This is a genomic window from Streptomyces sp. NBC_00466 (genome assembly GCF_041433995.1).
In the GTDB taxonomy this organism is placed as follows: Bacteria; Actinomycetota; Actinomycetes; order Streptomycetales; family Streptomycetaceae; genus Streptomyces.
This window is the reverse complement of sequence record NZ_CP107896.1, coordinates 1819067-1837868: the sequence shown is the minus strand read 5'-3', so window position 1 is coordinate 1837868 and position 18802 is coordinate 1819067. Positions and strand designations below refer to the sequence as shown.

General features: G+C 69.7%; 16 protein-coding genes. 13 read left to right on the top strand and 3 right to left on the bottom strand.

Going from position 1 to position 18802, the window contains the following annotated elements:
- Positions 1-37 precede the first annotated feature (37 nt).
- A complete protein-coding gene (locus OG210_RS08075) occupies positions 38-1072 on the bottom strand; it encodes an ABC transporter permease (protein WP_328331053.1) in 1035 nt (344 codons plus the stop codon).
- Between the two features lie 368 nt (positions 1073-1440).
- Between OG210_RS08075 and OG210_RS08070 the strand changes: the two genes are divergently transcribed.
- The 5 genes from OG210_RS08070 to OG210_RS08050 all read left to right on the top strand — a co-directional run bounded on the left by OG210_RS08070 (position 1441) and on the right by OG210_RS08050 (position 7296).
- Entirely contained in the window at positions 1441-3072 is a 1632-nt protein-coding gene (locus tag OG210_RS08070) for an ABC transporter substrate-binding protein (protein WP_371535522.1), read from the top strand.
- A gap of 82 nt (positions 3073-3154) precedes the next feature.
- Positions 3155-4078 carry an ABC transporter permease gene (locus OG210_RS08065; RefSeq protein ID WP_328331057.1) on the top strand — a complete coding sequence of 308 codons (924 nt, stop codon included), beginning with the start codon at positions 3155-3157 and terminating at the stop codon, positions 4076-4078.
- The gene (locus OG210_RS08060) at positions 4071-5045 is read left to right on the top strand and encodes an ABC transporter permease (RefSeq protein WP_371535519.1); all 975 of its coding nucleotides are present in this window, start codon (positions 4071-4073) and stop codon (positions 5043-5045) included. The genes OG210_RS08065 and OG210_RS08060 overlap by 8 nt, the downstream gene beginning before the upstream one ends.
- A gap of 12 nt (positions 5046-5057) precedes the next feature.
- Positions 5058-6035, top strand: a complete 978-nt coding sequence (locus tag OG210_RS08055) for an ABC transporter ATP-binding protein (RefSeq protein WP_328331061.1) — start codon at positions 5058-5060, stop codon at positions 6033-6035.
- Entirely contained in the window at positions 6025-7296 is a 1272-nt protein-coding gene (locus OG210_RS08050) for an ABC transporter ATP-binding protein (RefSeq protein WP_371535516.1), read from the top strand. The genes OG210_RS08055 and OG210_RS08050 overlap by 11 nt, the downstream gene beginning before the upstream one ends.
- Positions 7297-7356: 60 nt before the next feature.
- On the opposite strand, the gene OG210_RS08045 is transcribed toward OG210_RS08050, so the two are convergent.
- Complete coding sequence (locus OG210_RS08045) at positions 7357-8514, bottom strand: dipeptide ABC transporter ATP-binding protein (RefSeq protein ID WP_328335594.1); 1158 nt, start codon at positions 8512-8514, stop codon at positions 7357-7359.
- 462 nt (positions 8515-8976) lie between these two features.
- Complete coding sequence (locus OG210_RS08040) at positions 8977-11118, bottom strand: prolyl oligopeptidase family serine peptidase (RefSeq protein WP_371535513.1); 2142 nt, start codon at positions 11116-11118, stop codon at positions 8977-8979.
- A gap of 223 nt (positions 11119-11341) precedes the next feature.
- On the opposite strand from OG210_RS08040, the gene OG210_RS08035 reads away from it, so the two are divergent.
- The 8 genes from OG210_RS08035 to OG210_RS08000 all read left to right on the top strand — a co-directional run bounded on the left by OG210_RS08035 (position 11342) and on the right by OG210_RS08000 (position 18799).
- The gene (locus tag OG210_RS08035) at positions 11342-11536 is read left to right on the top strand and encodes a hypothetical protein (RefSeq protein ID WP_328331067.1); all 195 of its coding nucleotides are present in this window, start codon (positions 11342-11344) and stop codon (positions 11534-11536) included.
- 59 nt (positions 11537-11595) lie between these two features.
- On the top strand, positions 11596-12579 hold the full coding sequence (mshB, locus tag OG210_RS08030; protein ID WP_328331069.1) for an N-acetyl-1-D-myo-inositol-2-amino-2-deoxy-alpha-D-glucopyranoside deacetylase: 984 nt from the start codon (positions 11596-11598) through the stop codon (positions 12577-12579).
- Positions 12576-12983 carry a DUF6113 family protein gene (locus OG210_RS08025; protein ID WP_328331071.1) on the top strand — a complete coding sequence of 136 codons (408 nt, stop codon included), beginning with the start codon at positions 12576-12578 and terminating at the stop codon, positions 12981-12983. Before mshB ends, OG210_RS08025 begins: the two co-directional genes overlap by 4 nt.
- Before the next feature lie 164 nt (positions 12984-13147).
- Positions 13148-15196 carry a hypothetical protein gene (locus OG210_RS08020; protein WP_328331073.1) on the top strand — a complete coding sequence of 683 codons (2049 nt, stop codon included), beginning with the start codon at positions 13148-13150 and terminating at the stop codon, positions 15194-15196.
- A gap of 183 nt (positions 15197-15379) precedes the next feature.
- Positions 15380-16303: an ABC transporter ATP-binding protein gene (locus tag OG210_RS08015; RefSeq protein ID WP_328331075.1), complete on the top strand. Its 924-nt coding sequence runs from the start codon at positions 15380-15382 to the stop codon at positions 16301-16303.
- A complete protein-coding gene (locus OG210_RS08010; protein ID WP_328331077.1) occupies positions 16300-17037 on the top strand; it encodes an ABC transporter permease in 738 nt (245 codons plus the stop codon). Before OG210_RS08015 ends, OG210_RS08010 begins: the two co-directional genes overlap by 4 nt.
- Complete coding sequence (locus OG210_RS08005) at positions 17034-18197, top strand: sensor histidine kinase (protein ID WP_371535509.1); 1164 nt, start codon at positions 17034-17036, stop codon at positions 18195-18197. The genes OG210_RS08010 and OG210_RS08005 overlap by 4 nt, the downstream gene beginning before the upstream one ends.
- Positions 18194-18799 (top strand): response regulator transcription factor, encoded by a 606-nt coding sequence (locus OG210_RS08000; RefSeq protein WP_371535506.1) that lies wholly within the window; start codon positions 18194-18196, stop codon positions 18797-18799. The genes OG210_RS08005 and OG210_RS08000 overlap by 4 nt, the downstream gene beginning before the upstream one ends.
- Positions 18800-18802: the final 3 nt, after the last annotated feature.

Sequence of the window (18802 nt, the reverse complement as noted above, 5' to 3'; positions counted from 1 at the left end):
GGCCGGACCACAGCGGCCGGGCTGTTGGAGCGGAGGGTCAGCGCCTCGACTTGGGGTCGAGCGCGTCGCGTACCGAGTCGCCGAGCAGATTGAAGGCGAGCACGAAGATGACCATGGAGATGCCGGGGAAGAGCATGAAGGTGATGTCGTTCGTGTAGTAGGACGAACCACGCGCGATCATGACGCCCCAGTCGGGGGTCGGGTCGATCATGCCGACGCCGAGGAAGGCGAGGCCCGCCTCTGCCGTCACCATGGCGGGCAGGGCCAGGGTGGACTGGATCAGGATCGGCGTCCAGAGGTTCGGAAGCAGTTCCTTGAAGATGATCCGGGCCGGGGACGCGCCGGTCACCTTCGCGGCTTCCACGAACTCGCGTTCACGCAGGGCCAGTACCTGACCGCGCAGCAGACGTGCCATCGATGCCCAGCCGAAGCCCGCGAGGACGATGATCAGCGATATCGCCCGCAGCGAGGTCGGGATGTCGTCGTCCGGGCCGACGAAGAGCCCGTACATCACCGGCATGAAGGCGATGAAGAACAGCGTGGACGGGAACGACAGCAGGATGTCGATGATCCGGCCGATGAGGTAGTCCGTCTTGCCGCCCAGATAACCGGCTGTGACGCCGACGACCACACCGACGATGGTCAGCAGGATCGTGATCGCCGAGGCGATCATCAGCGAGGTGCGGATGCCGTAGAGCAGGAACGTGAAGACGTCCCGTCCGAGCGACGGCTCAAGGCCGAACCAGTACTCGCTGCTGATACCACCGTTGGGCTTCACCGGATAGCCGAAACCGTTGAGCAGCCCGGGGATGTCCTGGCCGTACGTGTCGTACGGGTTCTTCCCGTACAGCTTCGCGATCAGCGGTGCGGCAAGGGCGATCACGAAGAAGAACACGACGATGCAGGCAGACACGAAGCCTGTCTTGTCGCGTTTGAATCGCCGCCAAGCCAGTTGGCTCGGGCTCCGGGCTTCGGCGCCCTTGTTGGGGCTGTCGGGCTGCCGGGACTCCTCAACGATGCCGATGGAAGTGGTGTCCACCGGAACGAGGGGGGCCGGGGATGGCGTGGTCATCGAACTCCTGTCCCCGTACGGAAAGCGGCATCCTCCGGGCAGGAGGAGCTAAGGGGTTGGAACGGACCCAATCAATCGAGTTGACAACGGTCAATGCGCGTAGCAACTCCACACCTGGTCTTTAGGTTATTGACGTTTTTTTGAGAAAGAAAAGGTGCCCTCTGGGTGGACAGGTGATTTCCTAAAACCGCAAATCGTGCGATCGTGGACAGCTGCGTCCGGTCAAAGGTGTGTCCATTTCGTTATGCGGGGCATCCGGGCGTTTCTGGTGACGGATGGACACAGACGGCCGCAGAGAAGGTGCATTGGTACTGCTATCCAGTGATATTGGGCCCTAAGCGTGATTTAGGACCTAGAGGAGGCACTCCATGCGCGGAGCCACACACGCCAAGTGGGCCGTATGCGCGGTCGCCGTCGCACTCGCGGCGACGGCCTGCGGCGGCGGGGGAAGCAGTGGCGGAAGTGGCGGGGCGAACGGTGTCCTCAGCTCCTCCTGGGGCGATCCGCAGAACCCGCTGGAGCCGGCGAACACCAACGAGGTCCAGGGCGGCAAGGTCCTCGACATGATCTTCCGGGGTCTCAAGAAGTACGACCCGAAGACCGGCAAGGCCGAGAACATGCTGGCCACCAGCGTCACGACCAGCGACTCGGTCAACTTCAAGATCACGATCAAGAAGGGCTGGACGTTCAGCAACGGCGAGAAGATCACCGCCAAGTCCTTCGTCGACGCCTGGAACTACGGCGCGGATCTGAAGCACAACCAGAAGGACGCCTACTTCTTCGCCTACATCGACGGCTACGACAAGGTCCACCCGGACTCCGGCAGCGCCACGGCCTCCACGCTCTCCGGGCTCAAGGTGGTCAACGACACGACCTTCACGGTGAAGCTGAACCAGAAGTTCTCCACGTTCCCGGACACCCTCGGGTACCCGGCCTTCGCCCCGCTGCCCACGGCGTTCTACAAGAACCACTCCGCCTGGCTGTCCAAGCCGATCGGCAACGGCCCGTACACCGTGGATTCGTACACCAAGGGCTCGCAGATGAGCCTGCGCAAGTGGGACGGGTACCCGGGCCCCGACAAGGCGCAGAACGGCGGCGTCGACCTCAAGGTCTACACGGACAACAACACCGCCTACACCGACCTGACCGCGGGCAACCTCGACCTGGTCGACGACGTACCCGCCGCGCAGCTGAAGAACGTCAAGGCCGACCTGAACGGGCGCTACATCAACACCCCCGCGGGCATCATCCAGACCCTCGCGTTCCCCTTCTACCGCCCCGACTGGAACACCGCGGGCGCCAAGAAGGTGCGGATCGGGCTCTCGATGGCGATCAACCGGCCGCAGATCACCAAGACGATCTTCCAGAACACCAGGACCCCGGCCACCGACTGGACCTCCCCGGTCCTCGGCGCCAGCGGCGGATACAAGGCCGGGCTCTGCGGCTCCTCCTGCACGTACAACCCCACCGAGGCGAAGAAGCTGGTCAAGGAGGGCGGCGGCATCCCGGGCGGCCAGCTGAAGCTCTCGTACAACGCGGACACCGGCTCGCACAAGGAGTGGATCGACGCCATCTGCAACAACATCAACAACACCCTCGGCAACGACAAGGCGTGTGTCGGCAACCCGATCGGTACCTTCGCCGACTTCCGCAACCAGATCACGGCGAAGAAGATGACGGGCCCGTTCCGGGCCGGCTGGCAGATGGACTACCCGCTGATCCAGAACTTCCTGCAGCCGCTGTACTACACCAACGCCTCCTCCAACGACGGCCACTGGAGCAACAAGTCGTTCGACAACCTCGTCAACCAGGCCAACGCGGAGACGAACAAGGCCACAGCCGTCAAGAAGTTCCAGGATGCCGAAGGCGTGGTCAGGGACAACATGGCGGCCATCCCGCTCTGGTACCAGAACGGCAGCGCCGGCTACTCCGACCGCATCTCGAACGTCGCACTGAACCCGTTCAGCGTGCCGGTCTACAACGAGATCAAGGTCCACTGACGCCTGAGGAAGCACGGCCCGGCGCGCCGCGACGCGCGCCGGGCCGCACACCTTCCCGGAACGACGACCCCCGGAGCCCCTCATGGGACGTTATGTGATCAGGCGTCTGCTGCAGATGATCCCGGTCTTCATCGGCGCGACGCTGCTGATCTTCCTGATGGTGAACGTGATGGGAGACCCCGTCGCGGGACTCTGCGGCGACCGCGCCTGCGACCCGGCGACCGCCGCCCAGCTGCGCAGCGAGTTCGGCCTCGACAAGCCCGTGTGGCAGCAGTACCTGACCTACATGGGCAACGTCTTCACCGGCGACTTCGGCACCGCGTTCAACGGTCAGAAGGTCACCGACCTGATGGGCAGCGCCTTCCCCGTCACCATCCGGCTCACCATCGTCGCCATCATCTTCGAGGTGATCATCGGCATCTCGTTCGGCGTGATCACCGGGCTCAAACGCGGCCGCCCGATCGACTCCAGCGTCCTGCTGCTCACCCTGATCGTGATCTCCGTACCGACCTTCGTCACCGGCCTGCTGGCCCAGCTGCTGTTCGGCGTGCAGTGGGGGCTGATCACGCCCGCCGTCTCACCGCAGGCCCCGTTCAACGAACTGATCCTTCCCGGCCTGGTGCTCGCGTCCGTGTCACTCGCGTACGTCACCCGGCTGACCAGGACCTCGATCGCGGAGAACCGGCGCGCCGACTACGTCAGAACGGCCACCGCCAAAGGGCTCCGCAAACGCCGCATCATCGTCCGGCACCTGCTGCGCAACTCGCTGATCCCCGTCGTGACCTTCATCGGGACCGACATCGGGGGCCTGATGGGCGGTGCCATCGTCACCGAGCGCATCTTCAACATCCACGGCGTCGGCTACCAGCTCTACCAGGGCATCGTCCGCCAGAACAGCCAGACCGTCGTCGGCTTCGTCACCGTCCTCGTCATCGTCTTCCTGGTGGCGAACCTCATCGTCGACCTCCTCTACGCCGTTCTCGACCCGAGGATCCGGTATGCCTGAGCCGCAGAATTCCGACGAAGCCATCTCCGCCGCCGGGGCCGGCGGGGCCACCGACCTCGCCATGAGCGAGGGCGTCACGCTGGAGAACCCGAAGGACGGCGGGGACGGGGGGCCCGAGGAACCGGCCCGCAGTCTCTGGTCCGATGCCTGGCGCGACCTGCGCCGCAACCCGGTCTTCATCATCTCGGGCCTGATCATCGTGTTCCTCGTGGTGATTTCGATCTGGCCGCAGCTCATCACCGACCAGAACCCGCTCTCCTGCAACCTGAGCAAGGCTCAGGACGGTCCCGAGCCCGGCCACCCCTTCGGCTTCACCGGACAGGGCTGCGACGTCTACACCCGTACGGTCTACGGCGCCCGGCAGTCCGTGACGGTCGGTGTCTGCGCGACCGTCGGAGTGGCCATCATCGGCAGCATCCTGGGCGGTCTCGCCGGCTTCTTCGGTGGCGCGGGCGACGCGGTCCTCTCCCGGATCACCGACATCTTCTTCGGTATCCCGGTGGTGCTCGGCGGTCTGGTGCTGCTGTCCGTGGTCACCAGCAGCACCGTCTGGCCGGTGATCGGCTTCATGGTGCTCCTCGGCTGGCCGCAGATCGCCCGGATCGCGCGCGGCTCCGTCATCACCGCCAAACAGAACGACTACGTCCAGGCCGCCCGGGCACTCGGCGCCTCCAACTCCCGGATGCTGCTGCGCCACATCGCGCCGAACGCGGTCGCCCCGGTGATCGTCGTGGCGACCATCGCCCTCGGTACGTACATCTCGCTGGAGGCGACCCTGTCCTACCTCGGCGTCGGCCTGAAGCCCCCCACCGTCTCCTGGGGCATCGACATCTCCGCGGCCTCCCCGTACATCCGCAACGCCCCGCACATGCTGCTCTGGCCGGCCGGGGCGCTGGCGATCACGGTGCTCGCCTTCATCATGCTCGGCGACGCGGTGCGCGACGCCCTCGACCCCAAGCTGCGCTGAGGAGTCCGGACCATGCTGCTCGAAGTACGCGATCTGCACGTGGAGTTCCACACCCGCGACGGGGTCGCGAAGGCGGTGAACGGCGTCGACTACACGGTGGACTCCGGTGAGACGCTCGCCGTCCTCGGCGAATCGGGCTCCGGCAAGTCGGTGACCGCGCAGGCCATCATGGGCATCCTCGATGTGCCACCGGGGAAGATCGCGGGCGGCGAGGTCATCTTCCAGGGGCAGGATCTGCTGAAGCTCAAGGAGGAGGAGCGGCGCAAGATCCGCGGTGCGAAGATGGCGATGATCTTCCAGGACGCCCTCTCCTCGCTCAACCCGGTGCTCAGCGTGGGGGAGCAGCTCGGTGAGATGTTCACCGTCCACAAGGGCATGTCCCGCAAGGACGCCAAGGCCAAGGCCGTCGAGCTGATGGACACCGTACGGATCCCGGCGGCCAAGGAGCGGGTCGGCCAGTACCCGCACCAGTTCTCCGGCGGGATGCGCCAGCGCATCATGATCGCCATGGCGCTGGCCCTGGAGCCGGACCTGATCATCGCCGACGAACCGACCACCGCCCTCGACGTGACCGTGCAGGCCCAGGTGATGGACCTGCTCGGCGAACTCCAGCGGGAGTTCAACATGGGGCTGATCCTGATCACCCACGACCTGGGCGTGGTGGCGGACGTCGCGGACAAGATCGCGGTCATGTACGCGGGCCGGATCGTCGAGACGTCGCCGGTCCACCAGATCTACGAGGCGCCGGCGCACCCGTACACCAAGGGCCTCCTCGAATCGATCCCACGCCTCGACCAGAAGGGCCAGGAGCTCTACGCGATCAAGGGCCTGCCCCCGAACCTGCTGCACATCCCACCCGGCTGCGCCTTCAACCCCCGCTGCCCGCTGGCCCAGCAGGTGTGCCGGACCGACGTACCGCCCCTGTACGAAGTGTCCCCGGAGCGCCGGAGCGCCTGCCACTTCTGGAAGGAGACGCTCAATGCACGCTGAGCACGCGCGGCGCGACACGGCACGTGACGCGGCACGTGAGGAGGCCGAGGCGCTACGCGACCTGATGGAGAAGTCGCACGCGGAGATCGCCTTCCACGAGAAGGAGCCCATCCTCGAAGTCCGCGACCTGTTCAAGCACTACCCGCTCACGCAGGGAATCCTGTTCAAGAAGCAGATCGGCGCGGTCAAGGCCGTCGACGGAGTGTCGTTCGCGCTCAGCCAGGGCGAGACACTCGGCATCGTGGGCGAGTCCGGCTGCGGCAAGTCGACCGTGGCCAGGATGCTGGTCAACCTGGAGGCCCCGACGCACGGTTCGATCCGGTACAAGGGCGAGGACATCACCAAGATGTCCGGGCGCGCCCTCAAGGCCGCACGCCGGAACATCCAGATGGTCTTCCAGGACCCCTACACCTCGCTCAACCCCCGGATGACGGTCGGCGACATCATCGGGGAGCCGTACGAGATCCACCCCGAGGCCGCGCCCAAGGGCAACCGGCGCCAGAAGGTCCAGGACCTGCTTGACGTCGTCGGGCTCAACCCGGAGTACATCAACCGCTATCCGCACCAGTTCTCGGGCGGCCAGCGCCAGCGCATCGGCATCGCGCGCGGCCTCGCCCTCAACCCCGAGATCATCGTGGCCGACGAGCCGGTCTCCGCGCTCGACGTGTCCGTGCAGGCGCAGGTGATCAACCTGCTGGGGCGGCTCCAGAAGGAGTTCGACCTGGCGTACGTGTTCATCGCGCACGACCTGTCGATCGTCCGGCACATCTCCAACCGGGTCGGCGTGATGTACCTGGGGCGGATCGTCGAGGTCGGCTCGGACGCGGAGATCTACGAGCACCCCACCCACCCGTACACCCAGGCGCTGCTCTCGGCGGTGCCGGTGCCCGACCCGGCGGCACGGGACCGGCGCGAGCGGATCATCCTGGTCGGCGATGTGCCGTCGCCCGCCAACCCGCCGTCCGGCTGCCGCTTCCGTACCCGCTGCTGGAAGGCGCAGGAGCGGTGCGCGCAGGAGGTGCCGGCGCTGGCGGTGCCCGAGCTGTTCCGGACCGTGGAGGGGCCGGCGCACCACGACTCGGCCTGCCACTTCGCCGAGGAGATCCAGGTCGTGCCGGACACCGCGGGCGGGCCGGAGGGCCCGACCTGGCCGCCGGACGACACCTCGGGGCCTTCCGGCACGCCGGGCCCGTCCGGTGGTACGCCGGGGCCCTCCGGCGCGACGCCGGCCGGACCGGGCTCCGGCGCGACGCCCGCCTAGGGGCCGTCCTCCGGCGCGACGCCCGCTCAGGGCCCTCGCGAGGCCCGTTCGGGGCCGTCCCTACGAGGGGTCCTGGGCCGCCTCCACCCCGGGTGCGTCCGGGCCGCCCTGGTCCGCCTCCAGCTCCCGCAGCGCCGGGTCGAGGATGATCTCCTCCTCGCGCTCCGTCGTCGGGTCCTCGGGGAAGTGGCAGGCCGTCAGGTGCCCGTCCCGGCTGCCGTCGATCCGTACCAGCGGGGGCTCCTCGGTCGCGCACTTCTCCTGCGCCTTCCAGCAGCGGGTACGGAACCGGCAGCCCGACGGCGGCGAGATCGGGGACGGGACGTCGCCCGCGAGCCGGATGCGCTGGTGGGCCGCGCGCTCCTCGTCGCTGACGAGCGCGGCCTCCGGGACCGCCGAGAGCAGGGCGTGTGTGTACGGGTGGCGCGGCTGCTGGTAGATGGAGTCCCGGTCGCCCACCTCGACGATCTTGCCGAGGTACATGACGGCGACGCGGTCCGAGAAGTGCCGGACGACCGCCAGGTCGTGGGCGATGAAGAGGAACGCGATGTCCAGCTCGCGCTGGAGTTCCTGGAGGAGGTTGACGACCTGCGCCTGGATCGAGACGTCGAGCGCCGAGACCGGTTCGTCCGCGACGATGAGTTTCGGTTCGAGGGCGAGGGCGCGGGCGACGCCGATGCGCTGGCGCTGGCCGCCGGAGAACTCGTGCGGGAAGCGGTTGTAGTGCTCCGGGTTGAGGCCCACGATCTCCAGGAGCTCACGGATCCGGTGCTCCCGGCCGCCCTTGGGGTGAATGCCGTTGATCTCCATCGGGCCGCCGATGATCTTGCCGACGGTCTGGCGGGGGTTGAGTGACGAGTAGGGGTCCTGGAAGATCATCTGGATCTCGGGGCGGACCGGTGCCAGCTGCCTGCGGCCCGCGCGGGTGATGTCCTGGCCCTGGTAGACCAGCCGGCCCGCGGTCGGTTCGAGCAGCCGGGTCAGCACCCGTCCGGTGGTGGACTTGCCGCACCCCGACTCGCCCACCAGGCCGAAGCTCTCGCCGACGTGCAGCGAAAGATCGATGCCGTCGACGGCCTGGACGGCGCCGATCCTGCGCTTGAAGGGAAAGCCGCCCATGATGGGGAAGTGCTTGGTCAGCCCCTCGGCGGAGAGCAGTACCTCACCCTGGCGGGGCGCCTTGTCGCGGGGAGCGGGAATGGTGGCCTCGTGCGCCATGTCGTATCGCTTCCTAGGTGTGGTGCCCTGGCCCCGGCCGGTGGGTCCGGCCGTGGCTTGATCCATCAACTCCCTTGCCAGCGGTGCGATATGGGCTCTTCGTTGCTCCGCCCCCGCTGTCCGGAATCATCGCAGCTGAGCGGAGCGTGGCCCGGCGCGACGATGCGAGTCAAGGGCCTGGCGGCGTCGGGGGCGCAGTCCCCGTGCTTCTTGGGCGAAGGTTTTGCGGACTGATGCGGGTGCGTGCTTGACGTGTTGTCCTGACCGGCGACAAAGGCCGACAAAGCACGATCGAAATGTTTGACATGACGGCAACTCGGCTGTCATGAGACCGATATGCGGAGCCGCCAGGCTGGAGAGCGTACGGCGTGCGGGTGCCGTGGACCGGCCGGGGCGACACCTCGCCCCGGCCGGTCGTGCCCTGCCGGTACCCCGCTCGTATCCCGCTGGTGCCGCGCTCGTTCAGCGGGCCTCGTGCGGTGCCAGGCCCAGGGATCGCCGGATGAAGTCGACCTGGAGCAGCAGCAGATTCTCCGCCACCTGTTCCTGCGGCGTCATATGGGTCACACCGGAGAGCGGCAGCACCTCGTGCGGGCGGCCGGCGGCGAGCAGCGCCGACGAGAGGCGCAGGGTGTGGGCCGCGACGACGTTGTCGTCCGCCAGGCCGTGGATGACCATCAGCGGCCTGGCAGGGTTCTCGGGGGCCGAGAGGCCGTCGTCGGTGACGAGCGCGCTCGCCGCGTACACCCCGGGCTGCTCTCCCGGATCGCCGAGGTAGCGCTCGGTGTAGTGCGTGTCGTACAGCCGCCAGTCGGTGACCGGGGCGCCGGCGACACCCGCGTGGAACACGTCGGGGCGGCGCAGCACCGCGAGTGCGGCGAGATAGCCGCCGTACGACCAGCCGCGGATGGCCACCCGGTCCAGGTCCAGTGGGAAGCCCTGGGCGGCCAGGCCGTGCAGGGCGTCGATCTGGTCGTCGAGCGTGAGCGTGAAGTCGTCCCTGATGGCCTTCTCCCACGCGGGGGAGCGGCCCGGGGTGCCCCGGCCGTCCGCGACGACCACCGCGAATCCCTGGTCCGCGAACCACTGCGACGTGAGGTGCGCGTTGTGTGCGGCGACCACCCGCTGGCCGTGCGGGCCGCCGTACGGGTCGAGGAGCACCGGGAGCACGCCGTCGGATTCCCGGTGGCCGCTGGGGAGCAGGACGGCGCACGGAATTTTTCGTGCGCCCCCCTCGGTGAACTTCACGCGGGGGGTGAGGCCCGGCGTCTCCGCGTAGGAGGCGACCGTCGCCACCTCCTTGCCGTCCCGCAGCACCCGGACGTCCGTGCCCGGCCGCTCCGTACGGGCCGACAGGAGCACCGTGACACCGCCGGAACGCACCGCCGAGTGCACGCCGGGCCCCGCCGAAAGACGCTCCACCCCCAGCTCGTTGACCCGGTAGACATGGATCTCGCCGGTCTCGGGGTCGTCGGCGGCCTCGCCCGCCGAAGCGGAGACCAGCACGTCGTCAACGGAGATGTCCAGCACCGCCCGTACGTGCAACTCCGGTCCTGTGAGCAGCCGGTCGCCGACCGCCAGCACCCGGGCGCCGCCCTCGTCGGCGATCCGGACCAGCCCGCCGGCGGGCGACCTGGCGGGCACCCCGGGGAAGAGGTCGAGCCACACCGGGTCCTCGTCGACATGCAGGGTCCTGGTGGTGCCGGACTCCGTGTCGACCCCCAGATAGCGCTGGCTGCGCTGGTCGCGGGCCTGGACGAGCAGCAGCGGCGCGCCGTCGGACGACCAGTGCACGGCCGCCAGATACGGATACCGGGCGCGGTCCCAGACCACCTCGGTGCGGGTGCCGTCGAGGCCGTAATGGAAGAGCCGCACCTCGGCGTTGGGGGTGCCGGCCGCCGGATATCCGACCTGCGCGGGCTCCCGCTCGGGGTGCGCAGGATCGGCGATCCACCAGCGCTGTACGGCGCTGTCGTCGGCCCGCGCCACCAGCAGGCTCCGCGAGTCGGGCGCCCACCAGAAGCCGCGCGAGCGCTGCATCTCCTCGGCCGCGACGAACTCGGCGAGCCCGTACGTGGTGTGCGCGTCCTCCGGCTCGGCGAGTGCCCTGTCGTCCGCACCGTCCGCCCCCACGATGCGCAGCGCGCCACCGGTCACATAGGCGATCAGGCTGCCGTCCGGGGACGGCCTGGGGTCGATGACCGGCCCCGGAACCGGGATCTCCCGGGTGCCTTCCGCCCGCAACCCGGCCGTGAACAGCCGCCCGGACAGGGCGAACACGGCCAGTTCGGCCGCGTCGTCGACCGCGTACCCGACGATGCCGGCCGAGCCCTCCCTGCTCCGCTCGCGGCGTGCCCGCTCCCGGGCCGAGAGCTGCTCGGCCGCACCGCCGAGCAGTTCCTCAGGGTCGGCGGCGACGCGCTCCTGTGCGCCCTGTGCGAGGTCGAGCACCCAGAGCCGGTTCGCCCGGTCCGTTCCGGTGGGGGAGCGCAGGTAGACGACCCGGTTGCCGTCGGACGACACCGTGAAGGCACGCGGAGCACCGAGCGTGAAGCGCTGGGTCCTGGCGAACCGGCGCGGAAAGGAGTGTTCGTTCGATGTCATGCGACTGAACCTAGAGGACGGGGGGCAGGGGCCGCGGAGCGTCTCCGACGCCGGGCATGTGCCGACCGGTTCTGCCGGGGGCGTACGTCCATGCGCCCCTCGTGCTGCCGTGCATCGATCATGCACGCCGCCGGATAGTTATGATCCGTAGCGCTAGGTGGGTATGAGGCTACCGGCAGTTGTGGCATGCCCTTGGACCGTACGGAAGTGGAGGTGAACCGTCATGGCGCTCTCGATCTCGGCGGTGGTGCTGCTGACGATCATCGTCGTGCTCATGGTCAGGAAGTCGGGGCTCAAAGCGGGGCATGCGGCGGTCTGCGCGCTCCTGGGCTTCTATCTGGCCAGCTCGTCCGTGGCGCCCACCATTCACTCGCTCACGACCAATGTGGCCGGGATGATCGGCGGTATCAAGTTCTGAGGCGCCGGAGACAGCGGGTGGGCGGCCCTGGGAGGGGACGCGGCTCGTAGGCTGTTCCCATGACGGACCTCCCCGACCCGCCGAAGGGCCTCCCCGGCAGGCGCCTGCTCCTGGTGCACGCGCACCCCGACGACGAGTCGATCAACAACGGCGCCACCATGGCCGCGTACGCCGCCGAGGGTGCCCACGTCACCCTGGTGACCTGCACTCTCGGCGAGGAGGGCGAGATCATCCCGCCCGGGCTCGCACATCTGGCGTCGGACCACGAGGACGCTCTGGGAGCCCATCGCATCGGCGAACTGGCCGCCGCGATGCGGGAGCTGGGCGTCACGGACCACCGCTTCCTCGGCGGCCCCGGCCGCTTCCGGGACTCGGGGATGATGGGCGTCGCGCAGAACCACCGCGAGGGCGCCTTCTGGAACACGCCGGTGGATGACGCGGCCGCGTACCTCGTCGAGGTGATCCGTTCGGTACGGCCGCAGGTCCTGGTGACGTACGACACCGACGGCGGCTACGGCCACCCCGACCACATCCAGGCGCACCGCGTCGCGATGCGCGGCGCCGCACTCGCGGCCGAGCCCGCCTTCCGTCCGGACCTCGGCGAACCGCACACGATCGCGAAGATCTACTGGAACCGGGTGCCGCGGTCGGCGGCCGAGGAGGGCTTCGCCCGGCTGCGGGCGGCCGGTGCCGCGTTCCCTGGGATCGCGGATGTCGGTGATGTGCCGGGGGTCGTGGACGACGCGGTCATCACCGCCGAGATCGACGGCACCGCGTACGCCGCCGCCAAGTCGGCCGCGATGCGCGCGCACGCCACCCAGATCGCGGTGGACGGCCCGTTCTTCGCGCTCTCCAACGACCTGGGCCAGCCGCTCTTCACGCATGAGTGCTACGAACTGGTGCGGGGCACGCCGGGAGCGCCGGACGGCGAGCGCGAGACGGACCTCTTCGCGGGCATCGCGGCGGACGGCGCGGCAGGCCCACCAGCCGGCAGCACCGGAGCGGCAACCAGCACCACGGGCAGCACAGGAGCGGACGAATGAGTATGAACCAGGGCTATACAGGCATGGCGGCGCCGCCGAACCCCCGCCGTATCGCTGCCTACTTCGGGCTGGCCGTCCTCGGGGCGCTGACCGGACTCGCGGGCGCGCTCGTGCAGGCGGGCTGGTTCCCCGGCGGCCTGGTGCTCGCCCTGCTGGGCGCCGCTGCCGTCTTCTACGGCGGCCGGGTGGCGACCGGTACGGCGATCGGGGCCGGCGCCCCCGCCGTCGGCTGGCTGGTGGCCGTCATGCTGCTGACCGCCACCCGTCCGGAGGGCGACTTCGTCTTCGGCGCGGGAACGGCCTCGTACGTCTTCCTGCTGGGCGGGATGGTGGCCGCTGTGATCTGCGCCACCGTGCGCAAAGTGCCGCGGCCCGGGCCGGATTCCGCCCGACCTGGCAAGTGATGTGCCGCTTCGCCCGGTGAACCGGGCGCGGCCGCGGGGCTCTCGGAACGTCGCATTCCACTGGGTGGGGGGTGTCATCGCGCCGTGGCCAGTATGGTGGTGCGCGCCGCCGAACCTCCCGCACAAGTAAGAACGGGCGGCGGAGCCAACCGGGAGAACCTGCCTTGAGTCGTGAAACTGACAGTTCGTCCACCGGTCCCCAGCGACGTGGCGGGGCCGCGTACCCCTCGGGCACGCCGCCGTACGGAACCCGCCAGTCTCCGGAGGAGGCCTCAGCGCCGGCCCCCGAGCCGCAGCCGGACGAGCCCAGGACCGAGACCACGCTGACGACGCGTATCCGGATCAACATCCCTGGCTCGCGGCCGATTCCGCCGGTCGTCATGCGGACGCCCATGGGCGAGAGCGAACCCATCGATGGTGCTGCCGGTACTGCCGGTGCCGGCGGTAGCGACCAGGAGCGCACCGCGGCGATGCAGCTGCCGCCCGAGCCCGCTCCTGAGCCGGAGGCCGAGCAGCCGCCGGCCGGGCGGCCCACCAGTGACTGGTTCGCGCCGCGCAAGCCCGCCGCGCCCGCGGCGCCTTCCACGCCGTCCGGGTCCAACGGAGCGGTCGGAACGCCGCGTTCCGCCGCACCGTCGGGCCTGTCGGGCCCGGCAGGCCCGTCCGCACCCGCCGCCCCGCGCGGGCCCGGAGCGCAGGACGGCGGGGCGCCCGGCACCGGCCTGCCCTACTTCTCCGAGCCGCCGCAGCGGAACACCGGCGGACCCGGTGCGCCCGGTACATCAGGTCTCTCCGGTCCTCCCGGTCCTCCCGGAGCCCTCGGCTCGCTCGGGCCGCTCGGTGCCGCCGGGTTCGGAGGCCCCTCCGGGCCGACCACCGGACCCGCCACCGGCACCAGCCCGCTGACGCCGCCGCTCGGCGGCGCCCCGTCCGCTCCCCGGGGCACCGGGACGCCACTGTCGGACGACACCGCCGTACTGACACCGCAGCAGCTCGCGCCGGAGTTCGGCGCCGGCCCCGGCGGCCAGGGCGGCCCGCCGGCCGGCGGTAACGTCTCGGGCTCCACGCTCAGCAGCGGTGTCCCGGTGGCCCCGTCCGAGCGCCGTGCGCCGTTCCCGCCCGGTCCCGGCGGCGGTGCGGCTCCCGGTACGGAAGGCCCCGACGGGCCGGGGCTCTCCGGCGGCCCCGCTCCGTACAGCCCGTCCGAGCACCCCGGCGTGGTCCCCACCCCGGCGCCCGCCCCGGTCCGCCAGGCCGCACCGGCCAGGAAGGGCCGCTCGAAGCTGGGCCTCATCGGCGTCGGTGTCGTCGTGCTCGCCGGTGTGGCGTACGGCGCCGGGCTGCTGATGAACCACTCCGACGTGCCCAAGGGCACCACCGTGCTCGGCGTCGACATCGGCGGCGGCACCAGGGACGAGGCTGTCAACAAGCTCGACAGCACGCTCGGCACCCGGGTCAACTCCCCGATCCAGCTGAGCGTCGACGGCCGCAGGACCGAGCTCAGGCCGGCCACGGCGGGGCTCACCCTGGACACCCAGGCCACCGTGCGCGGTGCCGCGGGCAGTGACTACAACCCGGTCTCGGTGATCGGTTCGCTCTTCGGCGGCCAACGCCAGGTCGAGCCCGTCCTGCCGACCGACAACGAGAAGCTCGGCGTCGCGCTCACCGATCTGGCGGGTGTCTCCGGCTCCGCGTCCGACGGCACGATCAAGTTCGTACCCGGCAAGGCCGTCGCCGTACCCGGCAAGGCGGGCAAGACGCTGGACGTCAACAAATCGATGGTCGCCGTCCGGGACGCGTTCCGCGCGCAGGTCCAGACCGGGAAGCCGCACACCGTCCAACTCCCCGTCGCGGCCAGGCAGCCGACGATCAGCAAGACCGAGATCGACCGGGCCATGAAGGACTTCGCGCAGCCCGCGATGTCCGGTCTGATCACGATCAAGGCGGGTAGCAAGCAGATCCAGTTCGGGCCGGAGAAGTCGCTCCCCAAGATCCTCTCCATGAAGCCCGTCAACGGCCGGCTGGAACAGACCTACAACCGGACGGCCATCACCCAGCTCCTGGAAGGCGTCTTCGACGGCATCATGATCACCAAGGGCGACGGGCAGAAGCACCCGGTCTCGGCGACGGACGTCGCACAGGCCATGCAGACCGCGCTGCTCGGCAAGACGCCCGCGGAGCGCACCGCCACGATCAGCCTCAACCCGAGCTGACCGCGGCAGCAGCGACGTCCCGCCCGGACCGCCCGGCCCCCGCCGACCACCTGACGCCGACCGACAGCGTCACCACATCGGCGGGGGCCGTGCCCGTGTCATGGACTCGGTATGACATCTGTCATCGACGACTTACGACAGGCTGCTCTGCCGCTGGGCCCGTTGCTGAGCGACGCTGTTCCCATGACGAAGACGACAGCACCGCCCACCACCGTGGCGAGCTTCGAGAACGTGAACAAGACCTACGGCGCGGTACACGCCGTGGCCGACCTCACCCTTGATCTGCACGCCGGCGAGACCGTCGCACTCCTCGGCCCCAACGGGGCGGGCAAGTCGTCGGCGCTCGACCTCCTGCTCGGACTGCGCAATGCCGACTCGGGCACCGTCCGGGTCTTCGGCACCACCCCCGAGCAGGCCATCAGGGACGGCCGCGTCGGCGCGATGCTGCAGAGCGGCGGCCTGATGGAGGAGGTCAAGGTCCGCGAGCTGGTCCAGCTGGCCTGCGACCTGCACCGCCATCCGCGCCCGGTCGCCGACGTACTCGACCGCGCGGGCATCACGCAGATCGCCGACCGCATGGTCAACAAGCTCTCCGGCGGCCAGGAGCAGCGAGTCCGCTTCGCGCTGGCGACGGCCGGGGACAACGACCTGATCGTCCTCGACGAGCCGACGACCGGCATGGACGTCTCCGCGCGGCACGCCTTCTGGGCCACCATGCGCGAACAGGCCGACCAGGGCCGTACGGTCCTCTTCGCCACGCACTACCTGGAGGAGGCGGACGCCATCGCCGACCGCGTCCTGGTCCTCCACAAGGGCCGGCTGCTCGCCGACGGCACCGCTTCCGAGATCAAGGCCAAGGCCGGTGCCCGGCGGATCGCCTTCGACCTGGAGGGCACCATCGACGAGGACGCGCTGCGCGGTCTCCCGTTCCTGACCGCCTTCGACGTCTCCGGCCGCACCGTCCGTATCCAGTCGTCCGACGCCGACGCCACCGTCCACGCGCTGTACGGACTCGGGCTCTTCCCCCGCAATCTCGAAGTCGCGGGCCTCGGCCTGGAGCAGGCCTTCGTCGCCATCACCGAGGCCGAGGAGGCCAAAGCAGCATGAGGACCCTGGTCAAGCTCGAAATCATCCGGACGCTGCGGAACCGGAAGTTCATGTTCTTCTCGATCCTCTACCCCTCGATCCTCTACTTGATCATCTCCAGCGGGGCGTCGTCGGGCCGGGTGAGCGGCACCGGCCTCACCCTGCAGAACTTCTACGTGGTGGCGATGGCCTCCTTCGGCGCGCTCACCGCCGTCCTCATGGGCAACAGCGAGCGCATCGCGAAGGAGCGCGAGAAGGGCTGGGTGCGCCAGCTGCGCCTCACCTCGCTGCCGGGCCGCGGCTATGTCCTCTCGAAGATCGGCAGTGCGGCGGTGGTCACGCTGCCGTGCATCGTCGTGGTCTTCATCGTGGCGGCGCTCGCCAAGAACGTACGGTTCGACGCCTGGCAGTGGCTCGCCCTGACCGGGGTCATCTGGGCCGGCAGCCTGGTCTTCGCCGCACTCGGGGTCGCCATCGGGTACATCGCCAGCGGTGACGCGGTCCGGCCGATCACGATGATCATCTACTTCGGCCTCTCCATCCTCGGCGGCCTCTGGATCCCCACGACGGCCTTCCCGCAGTGGCTGCAGAACATCGCGGAGTGGCTGCCCACCCACGCGTACGCCGGTCTCGGCCAGGCCATCGAGCTGGGCAACGCCCCGCACGCCAAGGACGTCGCCATCCTCTTCGTGTACTTCCTGATCTTCGCGGGCGGCGCAGCCTGGCTGTACCGGAAGGACACCCTGAAGGCGTGAACCAGGAACGAGCGGTCGGTATCGGGAAAGTACCGGAGAACACCCGGGAAGCGGCCAGGAAGATGCTCTGGATCGGCATCTGGCTGATCTTCCTGGGCACCCCGCTGAACGCGCTGCTCGACGGCCGCTACCCGGTCGCCGGGCAGGTGCTCGGCTGGACCGGGCTGACCGTCTTCGTCGGCCTGTATCTCGTCATGGTCTTCCGGAACACCAGCCGCACGCTCTCGCCGGGGACGGTCCACCTCAGCCTGGCCGTCCTCGGCGCCCTCGCCATCGGGCTCAACCTCACCCTCGGCTCCCCCTGGCTCGTGCTCTTCGTGTACGTGGCGGTGAACTGCGGCGCGGTCCTGCCGCTGCGCAGCGCGACCTGGGGAATCCTCGGGACCACGGCACTGATGTGCCTCCTCGCGCTCCGCGACGACCATGCACCGGGGCTCGTGGGACCGCTGCTCATCCCGGCGCTGCTCGGCGGGTTCGCGATGACGGGGGTGCGGCAGCTGGTCCGTACGACGGTCGAGCTGAAGGAGGCCCGCGCCACGGTCGCCCAGCTCGCCGCCAACGAGGAGCGGCTGCGGATGGCCCGCGACCTCCACGACCTCCTCGGCCACTCCCTGTCGCTGATCACCCTCAAGTCCGAGCTGGCCGGCCGGATGCTCCCCGATCAGCCGGGGCAGGCGGCCGCCCAGATCGCGGACATCGAGCAGGTCAGCAGAGAGGCGCTGACGGACGTACGGCAAGCGGTCACCGGCTACCGGCGCCCCACCCTGCCCGGCGAACTGGCGGGCGCCCGCACCGCGTTGGCCGCCGCCGGCATCGCGGCCGATGTGCCCGCCGATGTGCCGGACGACTGCTGGACCGGCGACCTGGACGAGGACCAGGAGGCCGCCCTGGCCTGGGCGCTGCGCGAGGGCGTCACCAATGTCGTACGCCACAGCGCGGCCCGGCACTGCACGGTCGTGCTCAGCTCCCGGCAGACCCTCGACGGCCGCCACCTCGAACTCATGGTGCGCGACGACGGCAGGACCGCCGTCGCCGGTCCGCACGGCAACGGGCTCACCGGCCTGGCCGAGCGCCTCGCCAAGGCCGGCGGCACCCTCGGTACGCAGGCCGGTCCTGGCTTCACCCTCACCGCCCGCGTCCCCATAGGATCCGGGGCATGATCAGGCTCTTGCTCGCCGAGGACCAGGCCATGGTCCGGGAGGCCCTGGCCGCGCTGCTCGGCCTGGAGCCGGATTTCGAGGTCGTGGCCCAGGTGGCCCGCGGCGACGAGGTCCTGGCCGCCGCCCGGGCCCACGCCGTGGATGTCGCGCTGCTCGACATCGAGATGCCGGGCATGACCGGCATCGAGGCGGCGGCCCAGCTCCACCGTGAACTGCCCGCGCTCAAGGTCGTCGTGCTGACCACCTTCGGCCGCCCCGGCTATCTGCGCCGGGCCATGGAGTCGGGCGCCCACGCCTTCCTGGTCAAGGACGCCCCCGCGGCCCAACTGGCCACCGCGGTACGGAAGGTGCTCGACGGTGAGCGGGTCATCGACCCCACCCTGGCGGCCGCGGCGCTCTCGGACGGCGCGAACCCGCTGACGGACCGCGAGCGCGAGGTGCTGCGCGCGGCGGCGGACGGCTCGACCAACGCGGAACTGGCCGCGGCGCTGCACCTGTCGCAGGGGACTGTCCGCAACTACCTCTCGACGGCGATCCAGAAACTGACGGCCCGCAACCGGGCCGAGGCGGTGCGGATCGCCCGCGAGAAGGGCTGGCTCTGAGGG

Bases quoted from the DNA above. Each gene is read 5' to 3' on its own strand.
- OG210_RS08075 (WP_328331053.1), bottom strand. From the start codon at position 1,072: ATGACCACGCCATCCCCGGCCCCCCTCGTTCCGGTGGACACCACTTCC.
- OG210_RS08050 (WP_371535516.1), top strand. From the start codon at position 6,025: ATGCACGCTGAGCACGCGCGGCGCGACACGGCACGTGACGCGGCACGT.
- OG210_RS08000 (WP_371535506.1), top strand. From the start codon at position 18,194: ATGATCAGGCTCTTGCTCGCCGAGGACCAGGCCATGGTCCGGGAGGCC.
- OG210_RS08040 (WP_371535513.1), bottom strand. From the start codon at position 11,118: ATGACATCGAACGAACACTCCTTTCCGCGCCGGTTCGCCAGGACCCAG.
- OG210_RS08065 (WP_328331057.1), top strand. From the start codon at position 3,155: ATGGGACGTTATGTGATCAGGCGTCTGCTGCAGATGATCCCGGTCTTC.
- OG210_RS08070 (WP_371535522.1), top strand. From the start codon at position 1,441: ATGCGCGGAGCCACACACGCCAAGTGGGCCGTATGCGCGGTCGCCGTC.
- mshB (WP_328331069.1), top strand. From the start codon at position 11,596: ATGACGGACCTCCCCGACCCGCCGAAGGGCCTCCCCGGCAGGCGCCTG.
- OG210_RS08060 (WP_371535519.1), top strand. From the start codon at position 4,071: ATGCCTGAGCCGCAGAATTCCGACGAAGCCATCTCCGCCGCCGGGGCC.
- OG210_RS08025 (WP_328331071.1), top strand. From the start codon at position 12,576: ATGAGTATGAACCAGGGCTATACAGGCATGGCGGCGCCGCCGAACCCC.
- OG210_RS08010 (WP_328331077.1), top strand. From the start codon at position 16,300: ATGAGGACCCTGGTCAAGCTCGAAATCATCCGGACGCTGCGGAACCGG.
- OG210_RS08035 (WP_328331067.1), top strand. From the start codon at position 11,342: ATGGCGCTCTCGATCTCGGCGGTGGTGCTGCTGACGATCATCGTCGTG.
- OG210_RS08015 (WP_328331075.1), top strand. From the start codon at position 15,380: ATGACGAAGACGACAGCACCGCCCACCACCGTGGCGAGCTTCGAGAAC.
- OG210_RS08045 (WP_328335594.1), bottom strand. From the start codon at position 8,514: ATGGCGCACGAGGCCACCATTCCCGCTCCCCGCGACAAGGCGCCCCGC.
- OG210_RS08055 (WP_328331061.1), top strand. From the start codon at position 5,058: ATGCTGCTCGAAGTACGCGATCTGCACGTGGAGTTCCACACCCGCGAC.